The sequence below is a fragment of the Patulibacter defluvii genome, assembly GCF_034096925.1.
Lineage (GTDB): Bacteria > Actinomycetota > Thermoleophilia > Solirubrobacterales > Solirubrobacteraceae > Patulibacter > Patulibacter defluvii.
This window is the reverse complement of the sequence record NZ_JAWZSQ010000029.1, coordinates 35,876-54,694: the sequence shown is the minus strand read 5'-3', so window position 1 is coordinate 54,694 and position 18,819 is coordinate 35,876. Positions and strand designations below refer to the sequence as shown.

The 18,819-nt window shown below is 76.3% G+C and carries 14 protein-coding genes and 1 pseudogene; 10 read left to right on the top strand and 5 right to left on the bottom strand.

What is annotated here, in order from left to right; translation table 11 throughout:
- Together SH587_RS21865 and SH587_RS21860 are read left to right on the top strand one after the other, a co-directional pair.
- Positions 1 to 520 (top strand): annotated as a pseudogene (locus SH587_RS21865) (zinc ribbon domain-containing protein); the annotation flags it as partial.
- Positions 517 to 951 carry a hypothetical protein gene (locus SH587_RS21860; protein WP_320672781.1) on the top strand — a complete coding sequence of 145 codons (435 nt, stop codon included), beginning with the start codon at positions 517 to 519 and terminating at the stop codon, positions 949 to 951. The pseudogene SH587_RS21865 and the gene SH587_RS21860, both read left to right, overlap by 4 nt.
- A 114-nt stretch (positions 952 to 1,065) precedes the next feature.
- Here SH587_RS21860 and SH587_RS21855 read toward each other — a convergent pair whose 3' ends face one another.
- Positions 1,066 to 2,091, bottom strand: a complete 1,026-nt coding sequence (locus SH587_RS21855) for a histone deacetylase family protein (RefSeq protein ID WP_320672780.1) — start codon at positions 2,089 to 2,091, stop codon at positions 1,066 to 1,068.
- A gap of 19 nt (positions 2,092 to 2,110) precedes the next feature.
- On the opposite strand from SH587_RS21855, the gene SH587_RS21850 reads away from it, so the two are divergent.
- The 6 genes from SH587_RS21850 (at position 2,111) to SH587_RS21825 (ending at position 12,693) form a co-directional block, all read left to right on the top strand.
- Entirely contained in the window at positions 2,111 to 3,568 is a 1,458-nt protein-coding gene (locus SH587_RS21850) for an L-aspartate oxidase (RefSeq protein WP_320672779.1), read from the top strand.
- A gap of 163 nt (positions 3,569 to 3,731) precedes the next feature.
- On the top strand, positions 3,732 to 4,175 hold the full coding sequence (locus SH587_RS21845; RefSeq protein WP_320672778.1) for a hypothetical protein: 444 nt from the start codon (positions 3,732 to 3,734) through the stop codon (positions 4,173 to 4,175).
- 67 nt (positions 4,176 to 4,242) lie between these two features.
- On the top strand, positions 4,243 to 7,761 hold the full coding sequence (locus SH587_RS21840; RefSeq protein ID WP_320672777.1) for a hydantoinase B/oxoprolinase family protein: 3,519 nt from the start codon (positions 4,243 to 4,245) through the stop codon (positions 7,759 to 7,761).
- A 114-nt stretch (positions 7,762 to 7,875) separates the two neighbouring features.
- On the top strand, positions 7,876 to 8,565 hold the full coding sequence (locus tag SH587_RS21835) for a DUF1802 family protein (protein ID WP_320672776.1): 690 nt from the start codon (positions 7,876 to 7,878) through the stop codon (positions 8,563 to 8,565).
- Positions 8,562 to 9,524 (top strand): DUF1152 domain-containing protein, encoded by a 963-nt coding sequence (locus tag SH587_RS21830; RefSeq protein ID WP_320672775.1) that lies wholly within the window; start codon positions 8,562 to 8,564, stop codon positions 9,522 to 9,524. The genes SH587_RS21835 and SH587_RS21830 overlap by 4 nt, the downstream gene beginning before the upstream one ends.
- A gap of 145 nt (positions 9,525 to 9,669) precedes the next feature.
- Positions 9,670 to 12,693 carry a penicillin acylase family protein gene (locus tag SH587_RS21825; protein ID WP_320672774.1) on the top strand — a complete coding sequence of 1,008 codons (3,024 nt, stop codon included), beginning with the start codon at positions 9,670 to 9,672 and terminating at the stop codon, positions 12,691 to 12,693.
- Positions 12,694 to 12,711: 18 nt separating this feature from the next.
- Here the strand turns inward: SH587_RS21825 and SH587_RS21820 are convergent, their stop codons facing one another.
- From SH587_RS21820 to SH587_RS21810, 3 genes are read right to left on the bottom strand one after another with little or no spacing between them, the layout of a single operon-like run.
- A complete protein-coding gene (locus tag SH587_RS21820; protein ID WP_320672773.1) occupies positions 12,712 to 13,116 on the bottom strand; it encodes a M67 family metallopeptidase in 405 nt (134 codons plus the stop codon).
- Positions 13,117 to 13,126: 10 nt separating this feature from the next.
- On the bottom strand, positions 13,127 to 13,378 hold the full coding sequence (gene tatA, locus SH587_RS21815; RefSeq protein ID WP_375341800.1) for a twin-arginine translocase TatA/TatE family subunit: 252 nt from the start codon (positions 13,376 to 13,378) through the stop codon (positions 13,127 to 13,129).
- A gap of 4 nt (positions 13,379 to 13,382) precedes the next feature.
- Positions 13,383 to 14,357 carry a PLP-dependent cysteine synthase family protein gene (locus SH587_RS21810; protein ID WP_320672771.1) on the bottom strand — a complete coding sequence of 325 codons (975 nt, stop codon included), beginning with the start codon at positions 14,355 to 14,357 and terminating at the stop codon, positions 13,383 to 13,385.
- 137 nt (positions 14,358 to 14,494) lie between these two features.
- Between SH587_RS21810 and SH587_RS21805 the strand changes: the two genes are divergently transcribed.
- Together SH587_RS21805 and SH587_RS21800 are read left to right on the top strand one after the other, a co-directional pair.
- Positions 14,495 to 14,839 carry a YciI family protein gene (locus tag SH587_RS21805; protein WP_320672770.1) on the top strand — a complete coding sequence of 115 codons (345 nt, stop codon included), beginning with the start codon at positions 14,495 to 14,497 and terminating at the stop codon, positions 14,837 to 14,839.
- A 32-nt stretch (positions 14,840 to 14,871) separates the two neighbouring features.
- Positions 14,872 to 16,017 (top strand): RNA polymerase sigma factor, encoded by a 1,146-nt coding sequence (locus tag SH587_RS21800; RefSeq protein WP_320672769.1) that lies wholly within the window; start codon positions 14,872 to 14,874, stop codon positions 16,015 to 16,017.
- Positions 16,018 to 16,656: 639 nt separating this feature from the next.
- On the opposite strand, the gene SH587_RS21795 is transcribed toward SH587_RS21800, so the two are convergent.
- Positions 16,657 to 18,789 (bottom strand): RecQ family ATP-dependent DNA helicase, encoded by a 2,133-nt coding sequence (locus SH587_RS21795; RefSeq protein WP_320672768.1) that lies wholly within the window; start codon positions 18,787 to 18,789, stop codon positions 16,657 to 16,659.
- Between the last annotated feature and the right edge of the window lie 30 nt (positions 18,790 to 18,819).

The window sequence follows — 18,819 nt, the reverse complement described above, 5'->3', positions numbered from 1 at the left end:
CCCGGGCGCGGCGCCCGCGGACGCCGGCGCCACCCCCGGCGAGCCCGCCGCGGCCGCCGACGCGACCGCCGCCCCGCCGGTCCCGGCCAAGGTCGGGGTCCGCGACCGCGGCCGGATGCGGCGCCGCCTGCGCTACCTGCGGCGGGTCCGCGAGCTGGGCTACCGCGACCTCGGCGGCCTGGTCTTCGAGCTGCGTCGGGCCGGGGCCCAGAACGAGGTCCTGGTCGCGGCCAAGCACGACGCGCTGCTGCGGATCGACGACGAGCTGCACGCGCTCGAGCGCGGCCTGCGCGACTTCCAGTCGATCGAGGAGCTGCACGAGCCGGGCGTCTCCGTCTGCGTCCGCTGCGGGGCCCTCCACGGCAGCGAGGCGAACTTCTGCCCGCAGTGCGGCGTCCGCGTCGGCCACACCGGCGCCGCGCCCGGCAGCCCGGCCCCGGCCCCGGCCGCCGTCGACCCGGCCGTCGGCGGTCCGGCGCCCGCCCCCGGCCCGCCCGGCGCACCCCCGACCGGTCGATGAGCCGCGACCAGCCGACCCCGATCGTCTGCCCCCGCTGCGGCGGCACGGTCGGCGCCGAGCAGGCCTGGTGCCTGACCTGCGGCGCCCCGGCCCGCACCCGGATGCGGCCGACGCCGAACTGGCGGATCCCGGTCGCGGCGATCGCGGCCCTGATCATCGTCGTCGCCGGCGGCACCGTCGGCGCGTTCGTGGCCCTGACCACCGACGACGAGGCACCGGTCGCCACCCAGACGACCGCGCCGCCGCCCGCCACCCAGCCGGCGACGCCGCCGCCGGCCGCCACGGCCCCGCCCTCGGTGACGACCCCGCTCCCGGGCCAGACCACGCCCGGCGCCACGCCCGGCCAGACCGTCCCGCCGGCCACCACCGGCACGACGCCGCCGACCGGCACCACCGGCGAGCGGACCGCGACCCTCCGCGACGGCCAGTAGCCGCCCGCCTCGGCCTCGGCCCGCGGCGAGCGCCGCCCTGTCCCGACCCGGCCGGCGGCGAGCCCCGCCCACGTCCTCAGCCCGCGGCCAGCGCCGCCCTCCCCCGCCCCGCCCTCAGCCCGCGACCAGCGCCGGCCAGCGCTCGGCCAGCGCGCCGATCGCTCGCTCGACCACCGGCGGGCAGGGATCGACCGCCGCCGGCGCCTCGGCCACCGGTCCCGCCAGCACCGCCAGCGTCTCGGCCACCGAGCGGGCCAGCGCGTCGACCGCGTAGCCGCCCTCCAGCACCAGCCCCAGCGGCACGTCCAGCTCGTCGGCCAGCCGGTGGACCGCCGCCGCCATCCGCGCGAAGCCGCCGTCGCTGACCCGACAGGTGGCCAGCGGATCGGCCTCGTGGGCGTCGTAGCCGGCGGAGACCAGCAGCAGCTGCGGCGCGTAGCTGCGGGCGATCGGCAGCACCACCTGCTCGACCATCGCCGTCCAGGTGGCGTCGCCGCTGCCGCCCGGCACCGGCAGGTTGACCGTGAACCCCTCGCCGCGGCCGTGCCCGCGCTCCGCCGGCCGCCCGGTCCCGGGGTACAGCGGGTGCTCGTGGATCGAGCAGAACAGCACCTCGTCGGTCCCGGCGAAGATCTCCGCCGTCCCGTTGCCGTGGTGGACGTCCCAGTCGAGGATCAGCACCCGCTCGACGCCGTAGCGGTCGCGGGCGTGGCGGGCGGCGACGGCGACGTTGTTGAAGAGGCAGAAGCCCATCGGCTGGGCGGTCTCGCAATGGTGGCCCGGCGGCCGGTGCAGCGACGCCGCGCGCCCGACCCGCTCGTCGAGCAGCGCGTCGACCACCGCCACCGCCCCGCCCGCGGCGTGCAGGGCCGCCTCCCACGAGCCGGCCGAGACGACCGTGTCGGCGTCGATCGCGCCGCCACCGGTCGCGGCCAGCGCGCGGATCCGCTCGACGTGGCTGGCCGGGTGGACCGCCTGCAGCTGCTCGACCGTCGCCGGCGGCGACTCGCGGGCCGTGAAGCCGCAGCCGCTGCGCGCCTCCAGCTCGCGGTCGATCGCCACGATCCGGGCCGCCCGCTCGGGGTGCGAGCCGGTGTCGTGCCGTAGCGACGAGGGGTGACGAAGGAGCACCGGAGCCACGACGGATACGGTACCCCGCATGCCCGAGACGGCCGAGCTGCCCACCGACGTCCTGGTGGTCGGCGCCGGGGCGGCCGGCCTCTACGCGGCGCTGCGGGCGGCGCGCGACGGCGCCCGGGTGACGCTGGTGAGCGCGACGCCGCTGGCGCAGACCGCCTCCTACTGGGCCCAGGGCGGGGTCGCGGCGGCGCTGGCCGTCGACGACGACCCCGCCGCCCACCTGGCCGACACCGAGCGCGCCGGCCGCGGCCTGGTCCGCCGCTCGGCCGCCGAGGCGCTCTGCCGCGAGGCCCCCGAGGCGGTCCGCGACCTCGAGGCGCTCGGGGTCCGCTTCGACGCCGACCGCCACGGGCGGCTGGTGCTCGGCCTGGAGGGCGGTCACACCCACCGCCGCGTCGTCCACGCCGGCGGCAGCGCGACCGGTCGCCGGCTGGTCCGCCAGCTGTCGGCGCGGCTGGTCTCGCAGCCCGGCGTGCGGGTGCTGGAGAACACCCGCGTGATCGCGCTCTGGACCAGCGGCGGCCGCTGCGTCGGCGCGGTCACCGACGACGGCCGGCAGCTGCGGGCGCGGGCGACGATCCTGGCCTGCGGCGGCTCGGCGGCGCTCTGGCGGCGGACGACCAACCCGCCCGGCTCGGTCGGGGTCGGCGCTCAGCTGGCCTACGCGGCCGGGGCCGAGCTGGCCGATCTCGAGTTCGTCCAGTTCCACCCGACGGCGGTGACCGGGATCGAGGGCCGCGAGGGCTTCCTCGTCACCGAGGCGATCCGCGGCGAGGGCGCGACGCTGCTCAACGGCCGCGGTGAGCGCTTCGTCGACGAGCTGCAGCCGCGCGACGAGGTCGCCGCCGCCGTCTGGCGGACGATGCGCGAGGAGGGCAGCGACCACGTCCTGCTCGACATGCGCCAGGTCGACCCGGACGCCTTCCCGAACGTCGTCGGCGCCCTCCGCGAGTCGGGGCTCGATCCGGCCACGACGCCGATCCCGGTCGCGCCCGCCTGCCACTACACGATGGGCGGCGTCGCCTGCGACCTCCATGGCGCGACCCGCGTGCCGGGCCTGTTCGCGATCGGGGAGACCGCCTGCACCGGCCTCCACGGGGCCAACCGGCTGGCCTCGAACTCGCTGGCCGAGTGCGTGGTCTACGGCGGCCGCGCGGCCCGCGCCGCGCTCGACGTCGACGAGCTGCCCGAGCGGCTGGATCCGGCCCCGACCGCGGCGACCGTCACCCGTCCAGAGCGCGCCACCCGCCACGCGCTCTGGAACCACGCCGGGATCGAGCGCACGCCCGAGGGCCTGACCGAGCTGCTCGGCGACCCGCACCCGCTGGCGCGGGCGATCGCGGCCGCCGCGCTGGCCCGCGAGGAGTCCCGCGGCGCCCACCACCGGACCGACTTCCCGCAGCTCGACCGGGCGCTCGACGGCATCCACACGGTGATCGCGGACGGCGAGGAACCGCGCCGCGAGCGCTGGGCCTGAAACGGCGCGATCCCCGTCCCCCAGCGGGATCGCGGCGATCGTCGCGGCTCCTTAACCGCAACCCAACACGGCGGGGGTTCGTACAGGGTGACCGAGATCCGCCGAGTCCCGCGGCGTCCGTCGCGGGGCCGATCGGCGAACCCAGATCCCGTTCCTGATCGCCATGTATCACCTCAGCCGACAGCTCTACCGCGACGTCACCCGCAACCTGCCGAACGGCGCCTCGCACGACAGCCAGCAGCGCGTGCTGCACGCCTGCGAGGCGACGATCGAGCGATTGGTGACCGATCCGCACTACTTCGCGCACCCCGCCAAGGCGCTCTTCCACGAGATCCGCTTCCTCTTCCCGATGGCCGCCCAGGGCCGCGTGTGGCGGACCGTCCAGCACTACATCGCGACCGTCGCCGGCGAGCTCGAGCGGCGTCCCGACCTCGGCCTCGAGCTGACCGGGACCAAGCCCTGCTGCCAGGCCACCACCCGCCGCGGCGCCGCCTGCCAGCGCGACCCGCTGCCGGGCTCCCGCTACTGCCCGTCGCACCAGCACCTGGCCGAGACCGAGGACACGCTCGACGAGCAGATCCCGGTCGGCGCCGTGCTCGCCGCCTAGCGGCCCGCCGGGCGCCCGCTCCGGCCACCCGGCCGGGGCCCGCGGACGAGCGCTACGCTCGCCGGCGATGGCCGCCCCCGCCCCCGTTCCCGGCGCCCTCCTCGGCGTCGACGTCGGCGGCACCTTCACCGACGCCGTGCTGGTCGACGGCGGCCGCGTCCACACCGCCAAGGCCCCGACCACGCCCGACGACCAGTCGCGCGGCGTGCTGGCGGCGATCGACGCCGTGCTGGCCGAGGCCGGGACGACCCCCGACGCGGTCGCCTCCTTCGCCCACGGGATGACCGTCGCCACCAACGCGCTGCTCGAGGGGCGGACCGCGCGGACCACCCTCTGCGCCACCGCCGGCTTCGCCGACCTGGTCGAGCTGGGCCGTCAGGACCGCCCTCACCTGTACGACCTGGGCCAGGCGCGACCGGCCCCGCTGACCCCGCCCGAGCGGCGGATCGAGGTCGCCGAGCGCTGCGGCCCGGACGGCGTCGAGCAGCCGCTGACCGACGCCGAGATCGCCCGCGTGGTCGAGGCCGTCGCCGCCACCGCGCCGGAAGCGGTCGCGGTGGTCCTGCTGCACGCCGACCGCCACCCCGAGCACGAGCGGCGGCTGGGCGCGGCGCTGACCGCGCGGCTGGGGCCCGACGTCCACGTCTCGCTCTCGCACGTCGCCGTCGGCACCTTCCGCGAGTACGAGCGGGCGGCCACCACCGAGGTCGACGCCGGCGTCTCGCCGCTGGTCGGCCGCTACCTGCGGCGGCTGACCGACCGCTGCGCCGACGCCGGCCTGCCCGCGCCCCAGGTGCTGGCCTCCTCGGGCGGGGTCCAGCCGCCCGCCGAGGCCGCCGGCCGCGGCGCCACCACGGTCCTCTCGGGGCCGGCCGGCGGGGCCGCGGCGGCGGCGATCGTGGCCCGCGCGACCGGCGAGCCGGACCTGCTCTGCTTCGACATGGGCGGGACCTCGTGCGACGTGCTGGTGGTCCGCGACGGCCGCGTCCAGGAGCAGGGCGGGGGCGAGATCGCCGGACGGCCGGTGGCGCTGCCGACGATCGACATCCACACCGTCGGCGCCGGCGGCGGCTCGATCGCCTGGGCCGACAGCGGCGGCGCGCTGCGGGTCGGCCCGCGCTCGGCCGGCGCCCGTCCCGGGCCCGCCGCCTACGGCCACGGCGGCGAGCAGCCGACGGTCACCGACGCCCACGTGGTGCTTGGCACGCTCGACCCCGCGCAGCCGCTCTCGGGCGGGGTGCGGCTGGACGTCGCCGCCGCCCGGGCCGCGGTCGGGCGGCTGGCGGCGCAGGTCGGGCTCGATCCGGAGCAGTGCGCGCGCGGCATCCTGCGGGTGGCCGACGCCGAGATGCTGCGGGCGCTGCGGGTGATGACCGTCGAGCGCGGCGTCGATCCGCGCGGCTTCGCGCTGCTGGCCTACGGCGGCGCCGGCGGGCTCCACGGCGCCAGCCTGGCCGCGCGGCTGGGGATCGGCCACGTGATCGTCCCCCACGCCGGCGGCGTGCTCTCGGCGCTCGGGCTGGCGGCGGCCGAGCGCCGCAGCGACCGTGCCCGCACCGTGCTGCTGCGGGGCGCGCAGATCACCGCCGCGGCGCTGCGGCCGACGACCACCGGCGACGAGGACGACGGCGCGACCCGCTGCGCCTACGACCTGCGCTACGCCGGCCAGGCGTTCGAGCTGACGATCCGCGACTGCCCGCCCGACCCCGCGGCGCTGCGGCGGGCGTTCGACGCCGCCCACGAGGCCCGCTACGGCTTCGCCGACCCGGACGCCGAGCTGGAGCTGGTGACCGTCCGCGAGGCGACCACCGCGCCGGCGCCGACGGTCGCGCTCGGCGGCGACGCGCCCGCCGACGCGGCGCTGGCCGTCGGACCGACCGTGCTGCGGCTGCCGGGAGCGACGGTGGTGGTGCCGGCCGGCTGGCGCGCCGCCCGCGACGACGACGGGACGCTGCACCTGCGGGCCGACGACCCGGCGCCCGCGCCCGCCCCGTGGGAGGTCGACGCCGCCCCCGCCGCCGAGGACCTGGACGCGATCGACCTGCAGGTGCTGGTCGGCGGGCTGCGGGCGGCCTGCGACGAGATGGGCGCGGTGCTCGTCCGCAGCGCCCACTCGGCCAATATCACCGAGCGCCGCGACTGCTCGACCGCGCTCTTCGACGCCGACGGCCGGATGATCGCCCAGGCCGAGCACATCCCGGTCCACCTGGGGGCGATGCCGGCCTCGGTGGCCGCGGTCCGCAAGGCCGGCGGGCGCGACCTCGCCCCCGGCGTCTCGTGGATCCTCAACGACCCCTTCGCCGGCGGCTCGCACCTGCCCGACATCACCGTCGTGACCCCGGTCTTCGTCGCCGAGCAGCTGGTCGGCTTCGCCGCCGCCCGCGCCCACCACGCCGACGTCGGCGGCCGCACGCCGGGGTCGATGCCCGCCGACTCGACCACGCTCGACGAGGAGGGCGTGCTGATCGAGCCGCAGCCGCTGACCGCGGCGCTGATCGACGAGCTGGCCGCCCGGATGCGCCACCCCGCCCAGCGGCGGGCCGACCTCCGCGCCCAGCTCGCCGCCTGCGAGGCCGGCGCCCGGCGGCTGGCCGCGCTCGCCGCCGAGCGGACGCCGGAGCGGCTGGCCGCCCAGGTCGGCGCGGTGCTCGACTACGGCGAGCGGCGGATGGCCGCCGCGATCGCGAGCCTGCCGGCCGGCGTCCACCGGCGCGAGGACGTGCTCGAGGGCCGCGAGGGCCCGATCGCGCTGGCCGCCACCGTGACCGTCGCCGACGGCACCGTGACCGTCGCCGACGGCACCGTGACCGTCGACCTGCGGGACGCGCCCGACCAGGGCCACCACAACCTCAACTGCCCGCGGGCGGTGGCCGAGTCGGCCTGCCTGTTCGCGGTCCGGGCGGCGGTCGGCGACCGCGAGCTGCCGACCGACGACGGCGCCCGCCGGCGGGTCGTCGTCCGCACCCGGCCGGGTTCGCTGCTCGACGCCCGCCCGTGGCCGGACGGGTCGCGGCCGGCGGTCGTCGCCGGCAACGTCGAGAGCTCGTCGCGGGTCGCTGACCTGGTGCTCGGCGCGCTCGGGCGGGCGCTCGGCCAGGGGACGATGAACAACGTCACGCTCGGCGACGACGAGCGCACGATGTACGAGACGATCGGCGGCGGCCAGGGCGCGCTGGCGACCGCCGACGGACCGAGCGCGGTCCACGTGGCGATGTCGAACACCCGCAACACCCCGGTCGAGGCGCTGGAGACGAGCTTCCCGGTGCGGGTGGTCCGCTACGCGGTCCGGCGCGGCTCCGGCGGCGACGGCGCCCACCGCGGCGGCGACGGGGTGATCCGCGAGCTGCGGGCGACCGCCGACCTCGACTTCCAGCTGCTGACCGAGCGGCGGACGGTCGCGCCGCGCGGAGCCGACGGCGGCGAGGACGGCGCGCGGGGGCGCAACCTGCTCGACGGCGCGCCGCTGCCGGCGAAGGCCGGCGGGCGGCTGCGGGCGGGCCAGACGCTGCGGATCGAGACCCCCGGCGGCGGTGGTCACGGGCGTCCGCGGACCGCGGACGGGGACCCGCCCATCCGGGCATCCTGACCGAATCCGACCCCCCGCGAGCGTGCGCTACGGCACGGAACGCTCGGAAGCCCTTGGATTTTCCAGCGCTCTCTGCAACTATGAATTCTCCGTCCTGTTGCGATCTCCGCTCGTTTGCGGCTGCGCGCAGGATCGTTTCATCGCCAACAGCCCCGGTTCCCTGTCATGCCGATTGCCTTCAAGGAATGGGCGGTCACGGTCCGTGCCCTTGCCGAGGGTGAGCAGCTGCTCACGCTCCGGAAGGGCGGTATCCGCGAAGAGCACAAGCACTTCCGGCTGGATCACGATCGCTTCTTCCTTTACCCCACGTTCGACCACCAGCGCAACGACGTCATCCGTGACTCGCACCAGCCCGAGCTGCGCCGCGCGCTCGAGGAGGGCGTGTGGCCGGACGGCGATCCGCCCCCGTCGGCGCTGACGCAGGACGGCGGCATCCCGCAGCCGGAGCGCGTCCGGATCCGGGCCTGGGCCGAGGCCGTCGCGCACTACACGGTGACCGACGCCCGGATCGTCGAGGCGCTCTCGCCGTACTACGTGTGGACGCCCGACTACGCGGAGAAGCGGCTGCGCTGGAAGCACCGCCACCCGCTGCACGTCGTGCTGCTGCGCGCCTACCGGATCCCGCGTCCGGTGACCGTGCGCGTCCGGGACGACTTCGGCGGATGCCGCTCGTGGCTGGAGATCCAGCGCGACCTGCCGTTCGAGGGCACCCCGGTGCTCTCCGACGACGAGTTCACCCGGGCGACGGCGCAGATCGAGTCGATCCTCGAGGCCGCGGCCGACCGCGTCCCCGTCCTGGCGTGAGCCACTCCTCCGGCGGCGCGAGCGATCGCGCCGCCACTGCGGTCCTTCCCGACGCCGAGCGCCTGCTCTGCGTCGGGATCGGCGGTGGCGGCGACGTGGTCGGTGCCCTCGCCGCGGCCCAGCTGCTGGGCCGCGAGGCGGTCCTCGGCGGCCTCACCTGGGAGCGCCTGCCGGTCGATCCCGTCCCCGGCCCGCGCCGGATCGACGAGCTGGTCGACGCCGCGCCCCTCTCCCCCACCGCCGCGCTCGCGACCGGCGAGACCCGCACCGCCACCGGCGTCCGCTTCGCCGAGTCGCGGATCGCCGAGCACCTCGGCGCGACGACCGTCCTGATCGACCCGACGCCGGGACCGGCCGCGGTCGCCGACGGGCTGGACACGGCCGCCGAGCGGCTCGGCTGCGACGGGATCGTGCTGGTCGACGTCGGCGGCGACGTGCTCGCCCACGGCCACGAGGAGACCCTCGGCAGCCCGCTGGCCGACGCGGTCCTGCTGGCCGCCGGCGCGCTGCTCGCCCGCCGCGGGCTGGCGGTGGCGGCGGCCGTGGTCGGCGCCGGCTGCGACGGCGAGCTGACCCCCGACGAGGTCGCCGCCCGGATCGCCGAGGCGGCCGAGCACGGCGGCCTGCTGGCCGACGAGCCGCTCTCCCCCGCCGGGCTCGACCAGCTGGAGGCGGCGGTGGTCGCGGTTCCGACCGAGGCCAGCGCCCTGGCCGTCCGCTGCGCCCGCGGCGAGCGCGGGCCGGTCCCGATCCGCGGCGGCCGCCGCACCGTCCACTGCACCGAGCTGGGCGGGCGCGCGATCTTCCTCGACGTCGAGGCCTGCCTGGCCGGGCCCGCGCGGCTGGCCGTGCTGGTGCTCGACGCGGCCGACCTCGACGACGCCGACCGGCGGCTGGCCGAGCGCGGCATCCTCTCGGAGCTCGCCTGGGAGCGCCGCCAGGTGGCGGCCGCCGACTAGGCCGTCGCGCCAGCCTCGTCCGATCCGCTTGCCCCGACGCCGCCGCTGCGGATAGGTTCGGGGTGGTTTCACTGCCGTTACCAACGCCCGCGGGACCGGGCGGACGGCGGTCGGTCGCGGACGCGACGGGGAGAGGGAGGACGGCATGACGCCAGCGGGCGAGGGACGACCACGGGAGACGACCCGGCGCGGGCCCCTGCGCCGGCGCTGGCTGGCGGGCGCGGTGGCCGCCGCGCTGCCGCTGCTGACCGCCGCCGCGGCCCAGGCCGGGGCGCCCGAGCCGCTGCCCTACGGCGGCGGCGACGCGGGCGCCGGCGAGACCTACGACATCCTGCCGCCGGGCACCAACGGCACCACGCCGCTGGTGCCGCTGCTGGGGATGCAGCTGGCGGGCGTCGGCCGGCCGGCCCACAACGGCGACCAGTTCCGCCCCTACCAGGACCTGATCCGGGCCGTGCCCGGGATCCGCCGCGACCAGTTCGAGCAGTACTTCGCCGACTCCACCTTCGGCGTCCGCCCGGCCGACGTCGAGCGCCAGTACAGCCCGCGGGGCGACGTCACGATCGTGCGCGACAAGCGATTCGCGATCCCGCGCGTCTACGGCGCGGACCGCGACGGGGTGATGTTCGGCGCCGGCTGGGTCGGCGCCGAGGACCGGCTGTTCATGATGGACGTGCTGCGCCACGTCGGCCGCGGCCAGCTCAGCTCGTTCGTCGGCGGGGCGCCCGGCAACCGCAGCTTCGAGGTCGACCAGTGGGCCAACGCGCCCTACACCGAGGCCGACCTCCAGCGCCAGGTCGACCAGTTCGACGACCTCTACGGCGCCGAGGGCGCGCGGATCCAGCGCGATCTCCAGCAGTACATCGCCGGGATCAACGCCTACATCGGGGCCGCGAAGGGCGGCCAGCAGCCGATGCCGGGCGAGTACGCCGCGATCGGCCGCTACGAGGGCCCGGAGCCGTTCCGCGAGGCCGACGTGGTGGCGATCGCGTCGATGATCGGCGGGATCTTCGGCAAGGGCGGCGGCAACGAGATCGGCGCGGTACGGCTGCTGCAGTCGTTCCAGCAGCGGTTCGGCGAGCGCGACGGCCGGCGGCTGTGGGAGCAGTTCGCCGCCTACGACGACCCCGACGCCCCGACCACCGTCAAGCCCGGCCCGGACGCGGTCCGCCGCTACCAGTGCGCCGCCCGGCTGGAGGCGGTCGCCGCGGGCACGCTCTCCCCCGCGCGGGCCCGGCGGGCGGCCAAGCGGGCCGCCGCGCGCGGCCGCTCGGCGTGCACCGCCGCCCACGACGACACCCCCTCGGCGACCTGGTTCCCCTACCAGCGGCCGGTCCGGACCGGCGCCGGCGACCGCGCGGTGCTGCCCGACGTCGGTTCGCTGCGGACCCAGTCGATCGTCACCGACGGTCCCGACCGGCCGGCCCAGGAGCGGGCCGTGGCCAGCCGCGGCGCCGGCCTCCGCGACGCCGGTCAGCCCTCGCGCGGGTTCGCGCGCGACGGCCGCACCCGGCCCGGGCTGATGCCGCCGCCGGCACCGGCGATGTCGAACGCGCTACTCGTCTCCGGCCGCCAGACCGACGACGGCCGGCCGCTGGCGGTCTTCGGGCCCCAGGTCAGCTACTTCGCGCCCCAGATCCTGATGCAGAGCGAGCTGCAGGGCGGCGGCATCTCCGCCCGCGGCGCCTCGTTCCCCGGGATCAACATGTACGTCGAGCTGGGCCGCGGCACGGACTACTCGTGGTCGGCGACCTCGGCCGGGCAGGACATCATCGACACCTTCGCGCTGCCGCTCTGCGAGCCCGGCGGCGGACGGCCGACGCTGCGGTCGATGGCGTACCGCTACCGCGGCCATTGCCGGCCGATCGAGGTCCTGCGGCGGACGAACAGCTGGACCCCGTCGCTGGGCGACAGCACCCCCGCCGGCAGCCAGACGATGGAGGCCCAGCGGACCGCGCTCGGGATCGTCCGCGCCCGCGGCACCGTCCGCGGCGAGCCGTACGCCTTCACCGTCCTGCGCTCGACCTACATGCACGAGGTCGACTCGGCGGTCGGCTTCGCGCGCTTCAACCAGCCGGCGCTGATCCCCGACGTCCACGCGTTCATCGACGCGGCCAGCAAGATCGGCTACACGTTCAACTGGTTCTACGCCGACGACCGCAACATCGGCTACTTCAACTCCGGCTGGAACCCGCAGCGGCGGGCGGGGACGACCGGGCAGCTGCCGCTGGCCGCCGACGACGCCTGGGTCGGCTACGACCCCGAAGCGCGGCTGTCGGCCCGCGAGCCGCAGTCGCGCCACCCGCAGGTGATCGACCAGGACTACATCACCTCGTGGAACAACCGCCAGGCGCAGGGCTTCGCCGGCGGCGACAACAACCTCTTCTCGAGCGTCTTCCGCTCGCAGCTGCTCGACCGCCAGCTCGACCTGCGGCTGGCCAGCGGCGACGACCGGATCAGCCTGCCGGAGGCGGTCGACGCGATGGGCGTGGCCGCGACCACCGACCTCCGCGGCCAGGAGGACCTGCCGCTGGCGCTCGACCTGCTGGGCGACGTCTCGGGCGAGGACGCGACGGTGCGCGGGGCGGTCGCCGCGCTGCGGGCCTGGCAGCGGGACGGCTGGCACCGGATCGACCGCGACGGCGACGGCCGCTACGAGCACGGCGACGCGATCCGGATCATGGACGCGTGGTGGCCGCGGTGGGTGGCGGCGCAGTTCGGGCCGACCCTCGGCAGGCCGCTGCTGGCCGACCTGCGGGCCTTCCACGAGATCGACAACGAGCCCAACAACCACGGCGACCACCAGGGGTCGGCGTACCAGAACGGCTGGTACGGCTACGTCTCGAAGGACCTGCGGCAGCTGCTGGGACGGCCGGTCCGCGAGCGCTACCGGCGGACCTTCTGCGGCGGCGGCGACCGGGCGGCCTGCCGGCGGGCGCTGCTCGACGCGCTGCGGGCGGCGGCCCGCACGCCGGCGGCCGAGGTCTACCCCCGCGACGACGTCTGCGCCAAGAAGGAGAACGCCGCGCTCGACCCGCAGTGGTGCTTCGACGCGATCCTCTTCCGCCCGCTCGGTGGCGCGACCCAGCCGCTGATGGACTGGCAGAACCGGCCAACCTACCAGCAGGTGGTGGCGTTCCGCGACCACCGCACCCGCGGCGGCGGCTGAGGGCGGCGGGCGAGAGGCTCAGGCGGCGACGGTGACCGGGACCTCGGTCACCTTCGCGCCGTCGATCAGCCAGCTGCGGACCTCGGGCTGCTCGCCCGTGGTGCCGACGATCAGCCACTCGACGCCCGGCCAGAGGGCCGCGAAGTTGATGTCGGTCTGCGACGGCTCGGGGGCCGAGACGGTGTGCGAGTGGTAGATGACGCCGAGCTCGGCGCCCTGGTCCTCGAGCTCGTCGATCAGCCGCAGCAGCGCCAGGCCGTCGATCTCGAAGCCGAACTTCTTCGGCCCCTGGAGGACGTTCTCCAGCTCGTGGACGGCGATCGCCTCGCCGTCGCGGACGGCGAGCACGCCGCAGCACTCGTCGGGGGCGTCGCGCAGGGCGTGCTCGACGACCTGGTCGAGCAGGGCCGGGGCGATCCGCATCCGGCGGGCGCTACGCGTCGTTGTCGCGGTCGCTGCTGGCGGCGACGGCGGCGGGCCGGCGCTGCGGCGGCGCCGAGGTGGCGGCGTCGGCCGAGCGGCGCGGGGCGTCGTCGTCGAACGGATCGGCGGCGGAGATGCTCTCCTTGAACTCGCGCATGCCCTTGCCGAGCGACTTGCCCACCTCGGGCAGCCGCTTGGGGCCGAGCACGAGCAGCGCCACCACGAGGATGATCAGCAGTTCGGGGAATCCGATCGGTCCCATCACGTCACCACCAGACGGTCGAGTCGAGGTTCTCGATCTCCTCGATCGGCTTCGTGTAGATGCCGGAGGAGAGGTACTTCCAGCCGTCGTCGCAGACGATGAAGACGACGTTGCCCTCGTCCATCTCGTTGGCGATCCGGACGGCGACGCGCGCGATCGCGCCGGAGGAGACGCCCGCGAACAGGCCCTCCTCGTCGAGCAGCTTGCGGGTCCAGACGATCGCGTCCTCGTTGGTGACGAAGATCTTCCGGTCGAGCAGCGAGAGGTCGATGATCGGCGGGATGAAGCCGTCGTCGAGCGAGCGCAGGCCCTGGACCGGCTCGCCCTGCATCGGCTCCGCGGCGACGATCTTGACCCGGTCGCCGAGCTCCTCCTTGAAGCGGCGACCGTTGCCCATCAGGGTGCCGCCGGTGCCGAGGCCGGCGACGAAGGCGTCGATCTGGCCGTCGAGCTCCTCGAGGATCTCGAGCGCGGTCCCGTTGTAGTGGGCGTTCGGGTTGGCCGGGTTGCCGTACTGGTACGGCATCACGTACTGGGTGTCCTCGCGGGCCATCTTCTCGGCCAGCGCGACGGCGCCGTTGGAGCCCTGGTCGCCGGGCGAGTAGACGATCTCGGCGCCGTACATCCGCAGCAGGTCGCTGCGCTCGCGGGTGACGTTGTCCGGCATCACGACCTTCAGCCGGTAGCCCTTGCGCTTGGCGATCATCGCCAGCGCGATCCCGGTGTTGCCGGAGGTCGGCTCGAGGATGATCGAGTCGGGGCCGATCGTGCCGCGGGCCTCGGCGTCCTCGATCAGCGCCTTCGCGACCCGGTCCTTGACCGAGCCGGTCGGGTTCGCGGACTCGAGCTTGGCCCAGATCCGGACGCCGGTCTTGGGCGACAGCCGCTTCAGCTCGATCAGCGGCGTGTTGCCGATCGACTGCACGATGTCGCCGTAGCGGCCGGCGCAGGGTCGGTTCTCCAGGGGCGGAAGAGCCATGCTTCAGGAAGTGTAGCCATGGGCGAGCGGCGCACGACAGGGGTGCCCCCGTGTTGGCGCGCCGGCGTCGGCCTGTCCCCTCCCGCGGTTGCCGTTCGTCTCCCCGGTGAACGAGACTCCACCCGAGGAGGAGCACCATGAAGTACGCCGTCTTGATCTACGCCGACCAGGCCGTCGCCAACGACCGCCCCGACGAGGAGCGGGCCGCCAACACCGCCAAGTACATGGCGCTGATGCAGGCCCCCGAGACCCTGGCTGGGGAGCAGCTGCAGCCGGTCGACACCGCCACCACGGTGCGCGCGCCGGACGGCGTCCCGCTCCACACCGACGGGCCGTTCGCGACCACCAAGGAGCACATGGCCGGCTTCTACCTGATCGACGTCGAGGACCTGGACGCCGCGCTCGCCTTCGCCGCCAAGGTGCCGGCGACCTGGCTCGGGGGCGCGGTCGAGGTCCGCCCGCTGGTGGAGCTGCCGCGCTGATCGAGCAGGTCTTCCGCGACGAGTGGGGCCGCGTGGTCGCGACCCTGGTCGGCGTCCTCGGCGACATCGAGCTGGCCGAGGACGCCGCCCAGGAGGCGTTCGCGATCGCGGCCGAGCGGTGGCCGCACGACGGCGTGCCGGACGCGCCGCGCGCCTGGCTGGTGACGACCGCCCGCAACCGCGCGATCGACCGGCTGCGGCGGGCCCGGACCCTGCGCGAGAAGACCGAGCGGCTGGCCCGCGAGCTGCCGCTGGCCGCGCCGCCCGACGAGCCCGCGATGGACGACGACGCCGCGATCCCCGACGAGCGGCTGGAGCTGCTCTTCACCTGCTGCCACCCGGCGCTGGCGATCGAGGCCCAGGTGGCGCTGACGCTGCGGACGCTGACGGGGTTGACGACCGAGCAGATCGCGCGGGCGTTCCTGGTCAGCCCGGAGACGATGAAGCGGCGGCTGACCCGGGCGAAGGGCAAGATCCGCGACGCCGGGATCCCGTTCCGGGTGCCGAGCGAGGACCAGCTGGGCGCCCGGCTGGCGGCGGTCCTGGCCGTCGTCTACCTGGTGTTCAACGAGGGCTACGGCGGTCGCGAGCCGCTGGCCGCGGAGGCGGTCCGGCTGGGCGAGACGCTGGTCGCCCTGCTGCCGGACGAGCCCGAGCCGGCCGGCCTGCTGGCCCTGATGCTGCTCCACCACGCGCGGCGGCGGGCCCGCTTCGCCGACGGCGACCTGGTGCTGCTGGCCGACCAGGACCGCGACGCCTGGGATCAGGCGGCGCTCGACCGCGGACGGGCGCTGCTGGACGACGCGGTCGCCCGCGGCGGCCGCGGCGGCTACGTGCTGCAGGCGGCGATCGCGGCCCTCGAGCTGGAGGACCCGCCCGACTGGCCCCAGATCGCCGGCCTCTACGGCGAGCTGGAGCGGCGAACCGGATCGACGGTGGTGCGCCTGAACCGCGCCGTCGCCGTCGCCGAGAGCGAGGGCCCCGCCGCCGGCCTGGCCCTGACCGACGAGCTGCGGGAACCGCTCGACGGCTATCCCTACCTGCACGCCACCCGCGGCGAGCTGCTGCGGCGCCTGAACCGCGAGCCCGAGGCCCAGGAGGCGTTCGCCCGCGCCCTCGCCCTGGCCGCCCACGAGCCCGACCGCCGCTTCCTGCGCCGGCGGTTGGGCGAGGGGTGAGGGCGGGGTTTGGGGTCGGGCGTTTGGGGCGGGGCGATCTGATGTGACGTTCCGACGCTGGGCGACCGGAACGTCGCAGGCGGGGCGCGGCGGGCGGGCGGGCCGTGGTCGGGGCGGTGGCGGGCCGTCTGATGTGACGTTTCGGACGCCGGGCGATCGGAACGTCGCAGGCAGGGCGGGCGGCTGCGGGGAGCGCACGGCGCAGGGCAGGACGGCGCCGTGCGCCGTCGCGGGTCGTCGCCGGACGGCGGGCGGCCCGATGTGACGTTCCGGACGGTGGGTGACCGGAAGGTCGCAGGCGGGGCGCGGCGGCTGCGGGGCGTGGGCGGCGCACGGCGCCGGGGTGGGGCGGTAGGCCGTCGCGGCTCGTCGCCGGACGGCCGGCGGCCCGATGTGACGTTCCGGACGGCGGGTGACCGGAAGGTCGCAGGCGGGGCGGCCGCTGCGCGGCGCGGGCGGCGAACGGCGCCGGGCCGGGCGCGGCGCCGGGCGGGGCGCGGGTCGCCCCCTGGCGGTCGGACGATCGGATGTAACGTTCCGGACGGCGGGTGGCCGGAACGTCGCAGGCGGGGCGCGGCGGCTGGGCGCCGCGGGCGGCGCGGCGCGGGCCGGCCGGCCGCCGGCCACACGGCCCCGCGGTCAAATGCTGGTGCTGAGCACGACCGGGAAGACCGCGTCGGCGCCGCGTCGGCGCAGCTGGCCGCCGACCATCGCCAGCGTCCAGCCGCTCTGGCGGAGGTCGTCGACCAGCAGGCAGCGGCCGCTCGGCACGTCGCCGGCGATCGCGAAGGCGCCGCGCACGTTGGCCGCCTGCTGGGCGGCGCCGCGCTGCTCGGCCTGCGGCGGACGCGGCTCGCGGCGGACGACGACCGGGTGCCAGGGCAGCTCGAGCGCCGCGGCCAGCCGGGCACCGAGGTCGAGCACCGGGTCGATCGCCTCGACCCCGCCGACCGCCTGCTTCGGCACCGCCGTCACCCACGCGACCGGCACCCGCCAACCGCGAACGGTGTCGGCCAGCGCCGCGACCACGTCGTCGTCCAGCCGCCCGGCCTGCAGCTGCCGCCGGACCTCGGCGTCCCAGCCGGCGTCGCCACGGCGGGCCAGCGCGCGACCGGGCTCGACCTGGGCGTCCGCGGGGATCTTCCGCAGCGCGCCGGTCTCGGCGTTCGGCGCCATCCGCTTGGTGTCGAACTCGACCGGCCGCGAGCGCAGGTGCAGCTGGGCGGCGCGGACCAGCTCGACGTGGTCGGGGCCGCCGACCTCGGCGTGGCGGGGCGCGGTGCAGACGGCGCAGCGCCCGCAGTCGGCCGGATCGGGGTCGTCGAGCTGCTCCTGGAGGGTCCGCATCAGGCAGCGGCCATCGGTCCCGAAGGCGGCCATCGCCCGCTGCTCGGCCCGCCGCATCTCGGTCACCCGGGCGTAGCGCTCGCCGTCGTAGACCCAGGCGCTGTCGGGCACGTCGTACCAGCGGCCGCCGCTGCGGCGGACGGCGCCCTCGACGTCGAGCACCTTCAGCATCGCCTCCAGCCGGTTGAGGCCGAGGTTGACGTGGGCCTGGATCTCACGCCCGCTCATCCCCGCCTCGCCGGCGCTGGCGAGCACCCCGCGGACCTCGGCCACCCGTTCGGCCGAGGCGAAGGCCTGGGTGATGAAGAAGTCCTGGATCCGCTGGTCCTCGCGGCCCCGCAGCAGCACCACCTCGGCGTGGTCGACCCCGCGGCCGGCGCGGCCGACCTGCTGGTAGTAGGCGACGACCGAGCCGGGCGCCTGGTAGTGGACGATGAAGCCGAGGTCGGGCTTGTCGTAGCCCATCCCCAGCGCGCTGGTGGCCACCACCGCCTTGACCTCGTCGCGCTGGAGCCGGTCCTCGACGACGATCCGCTGCTCGCTCTGCTGCTGGCCGGTGTAGGCGACGGCGGCGATCCCGTGCTCGGCCAGGAACGCCGCCACCTGCTCGGCGTCGGCGACGGTCAGCGCGTAGACGATCCCCGACCCGGGCAGCCGGGCACCCTCGGGCCGCTCCCGCAGCTGCTCGACCAGCCAGGCCAGCCGCTCGGCCGGGTGCGGCAGGTCGACCGTCTCCAACCGCAGGCTGGTGCGGGCCAGCGATCCGCGGTAGGTGCGCAGGGCCGGCCCGTCGGCGCGGCCGGCGGCCAGCTGCTCGACCACGTCGGCGACGACCCGGTCGTTGGCGGTCGCGGTGGTGCCGAGCACGGCGGCGCCGGCGGGCAGGCCGGCGAGCACGTCGCCGATCCGCCGGTAGTCGGGCCGGAAGTCGTGGCCCCAGTCGGAGACGCAGTGCGCCTCGTCGATCACCAGCAGGCCGGTGCGGGCGGCGACCTGCGGCAGCATCCGCTCGCGGAAGCGGTCGGCGTTCAGCCGCTCGGGCCCGATCAGCAGCAGGTCGACCTCGTCGGCCTCGAGCAGCCGCTCGATCGTCGACCACTCGCCCTGGTTGGTCGAGTTGATGGTGTGGGCTCGCAGGCCCATCGCGGCGGCCGCGGCGAGCTGGTTGCGCATCAGCGCCAGCAGCGGCGAGACGATCAGCGTCGGTCCGGCCCCGCGGGCCCGCAGCAGCGCGGTGGCGACGAAGTAGACGGCGCTCTTGCCCCAGCCGGTGCGCTGGACGCAGAGCACCCGGCCGCGGTCCTCGACGAGGTCGCGGATCGCGTCGAACTGGTGCTCGCGGAAGGTCGCCTCGGGGGCGCCGGTGAGGGCCCGCAGGCAGGCGAGCGCCTCGTCGTGGAGGGGGCTGTCGGGGCTCGCGGTCATCGTCGTCCATGCTGCCGAACGACCCGCGGA

Bases quoted from the DNA above. Each gene is read 5' to 3' on its own strand.
- tatA (WP_375341800.1), bottom strand. From the start codon at position 13,378: ATGGGACCGATCGGATTCCCCGAACTGCTGATCATCCTCGTGGTGGCG.
- SH587_RS21795 (WP_320672768.1), bottom strand. From the start codon at position 18,789: ATGACCGCGAGCCCCGACAGCCCCCTCCACGACGAGGCGCTCGCCTGC.
- SH587_RS21810 (WP_320672771.1), bottom strand. From the start codon at position 14,357: ATGGCTCTTCCGCCCCTGGAGAACCGACCCTGCGCCGGCCGCTACGGC.
- SH587_RS21860 (WP_320672781.1), top strand. From the start codon at position 517: ATGAGCCGCGACCAGCCGACCCCGATCGTCTGCCCCCGCTGCGGCGGC.
- SH587_RS21825 (WP_320672774.1), top strand. From the start codon at position 9,670: ATGACGCCAGCGGGCGAGGGACGACCACGGGAGACGACCCGGCGCGGG.
- SH587_RS21845 (WP_320672778.1), top strand. From the start codon at position 3,732: ATGTATCACCTCAGCCGACAGCTCTACCGCGACGTCACCCGCAACCTG.
- SH587_RS21805 (WP_320672770.1), top strand. From the start codon at position 14,495: ATGAAGTACGCCGTCTTGATCTACGCCGACCAGGCCGTCGCCAACGAC.
- SH587_RS21820 (WP_320672773.1), bottom strand. From the start codon at position 13,116: ATGCGGATCGCCCCGGCCCTGCTCGACCAGGTCGTCGAGCACGCCCTG.
- SH587_RS21840 (WP_320672777.1), top strand. From the start codon at position 4,243: ATGGCCGCCCCCGCCCCCGTTCCCGGCGCCCTCCTCGGCGTCGACGTC.
- SH587_RS21850 (WP_320672779.1), top strand. From the start codon at position 2,111: ATGCCCGAGACGGCCGAGCTGCCCACCGACGTCCTGGTGGTCGGCGCC.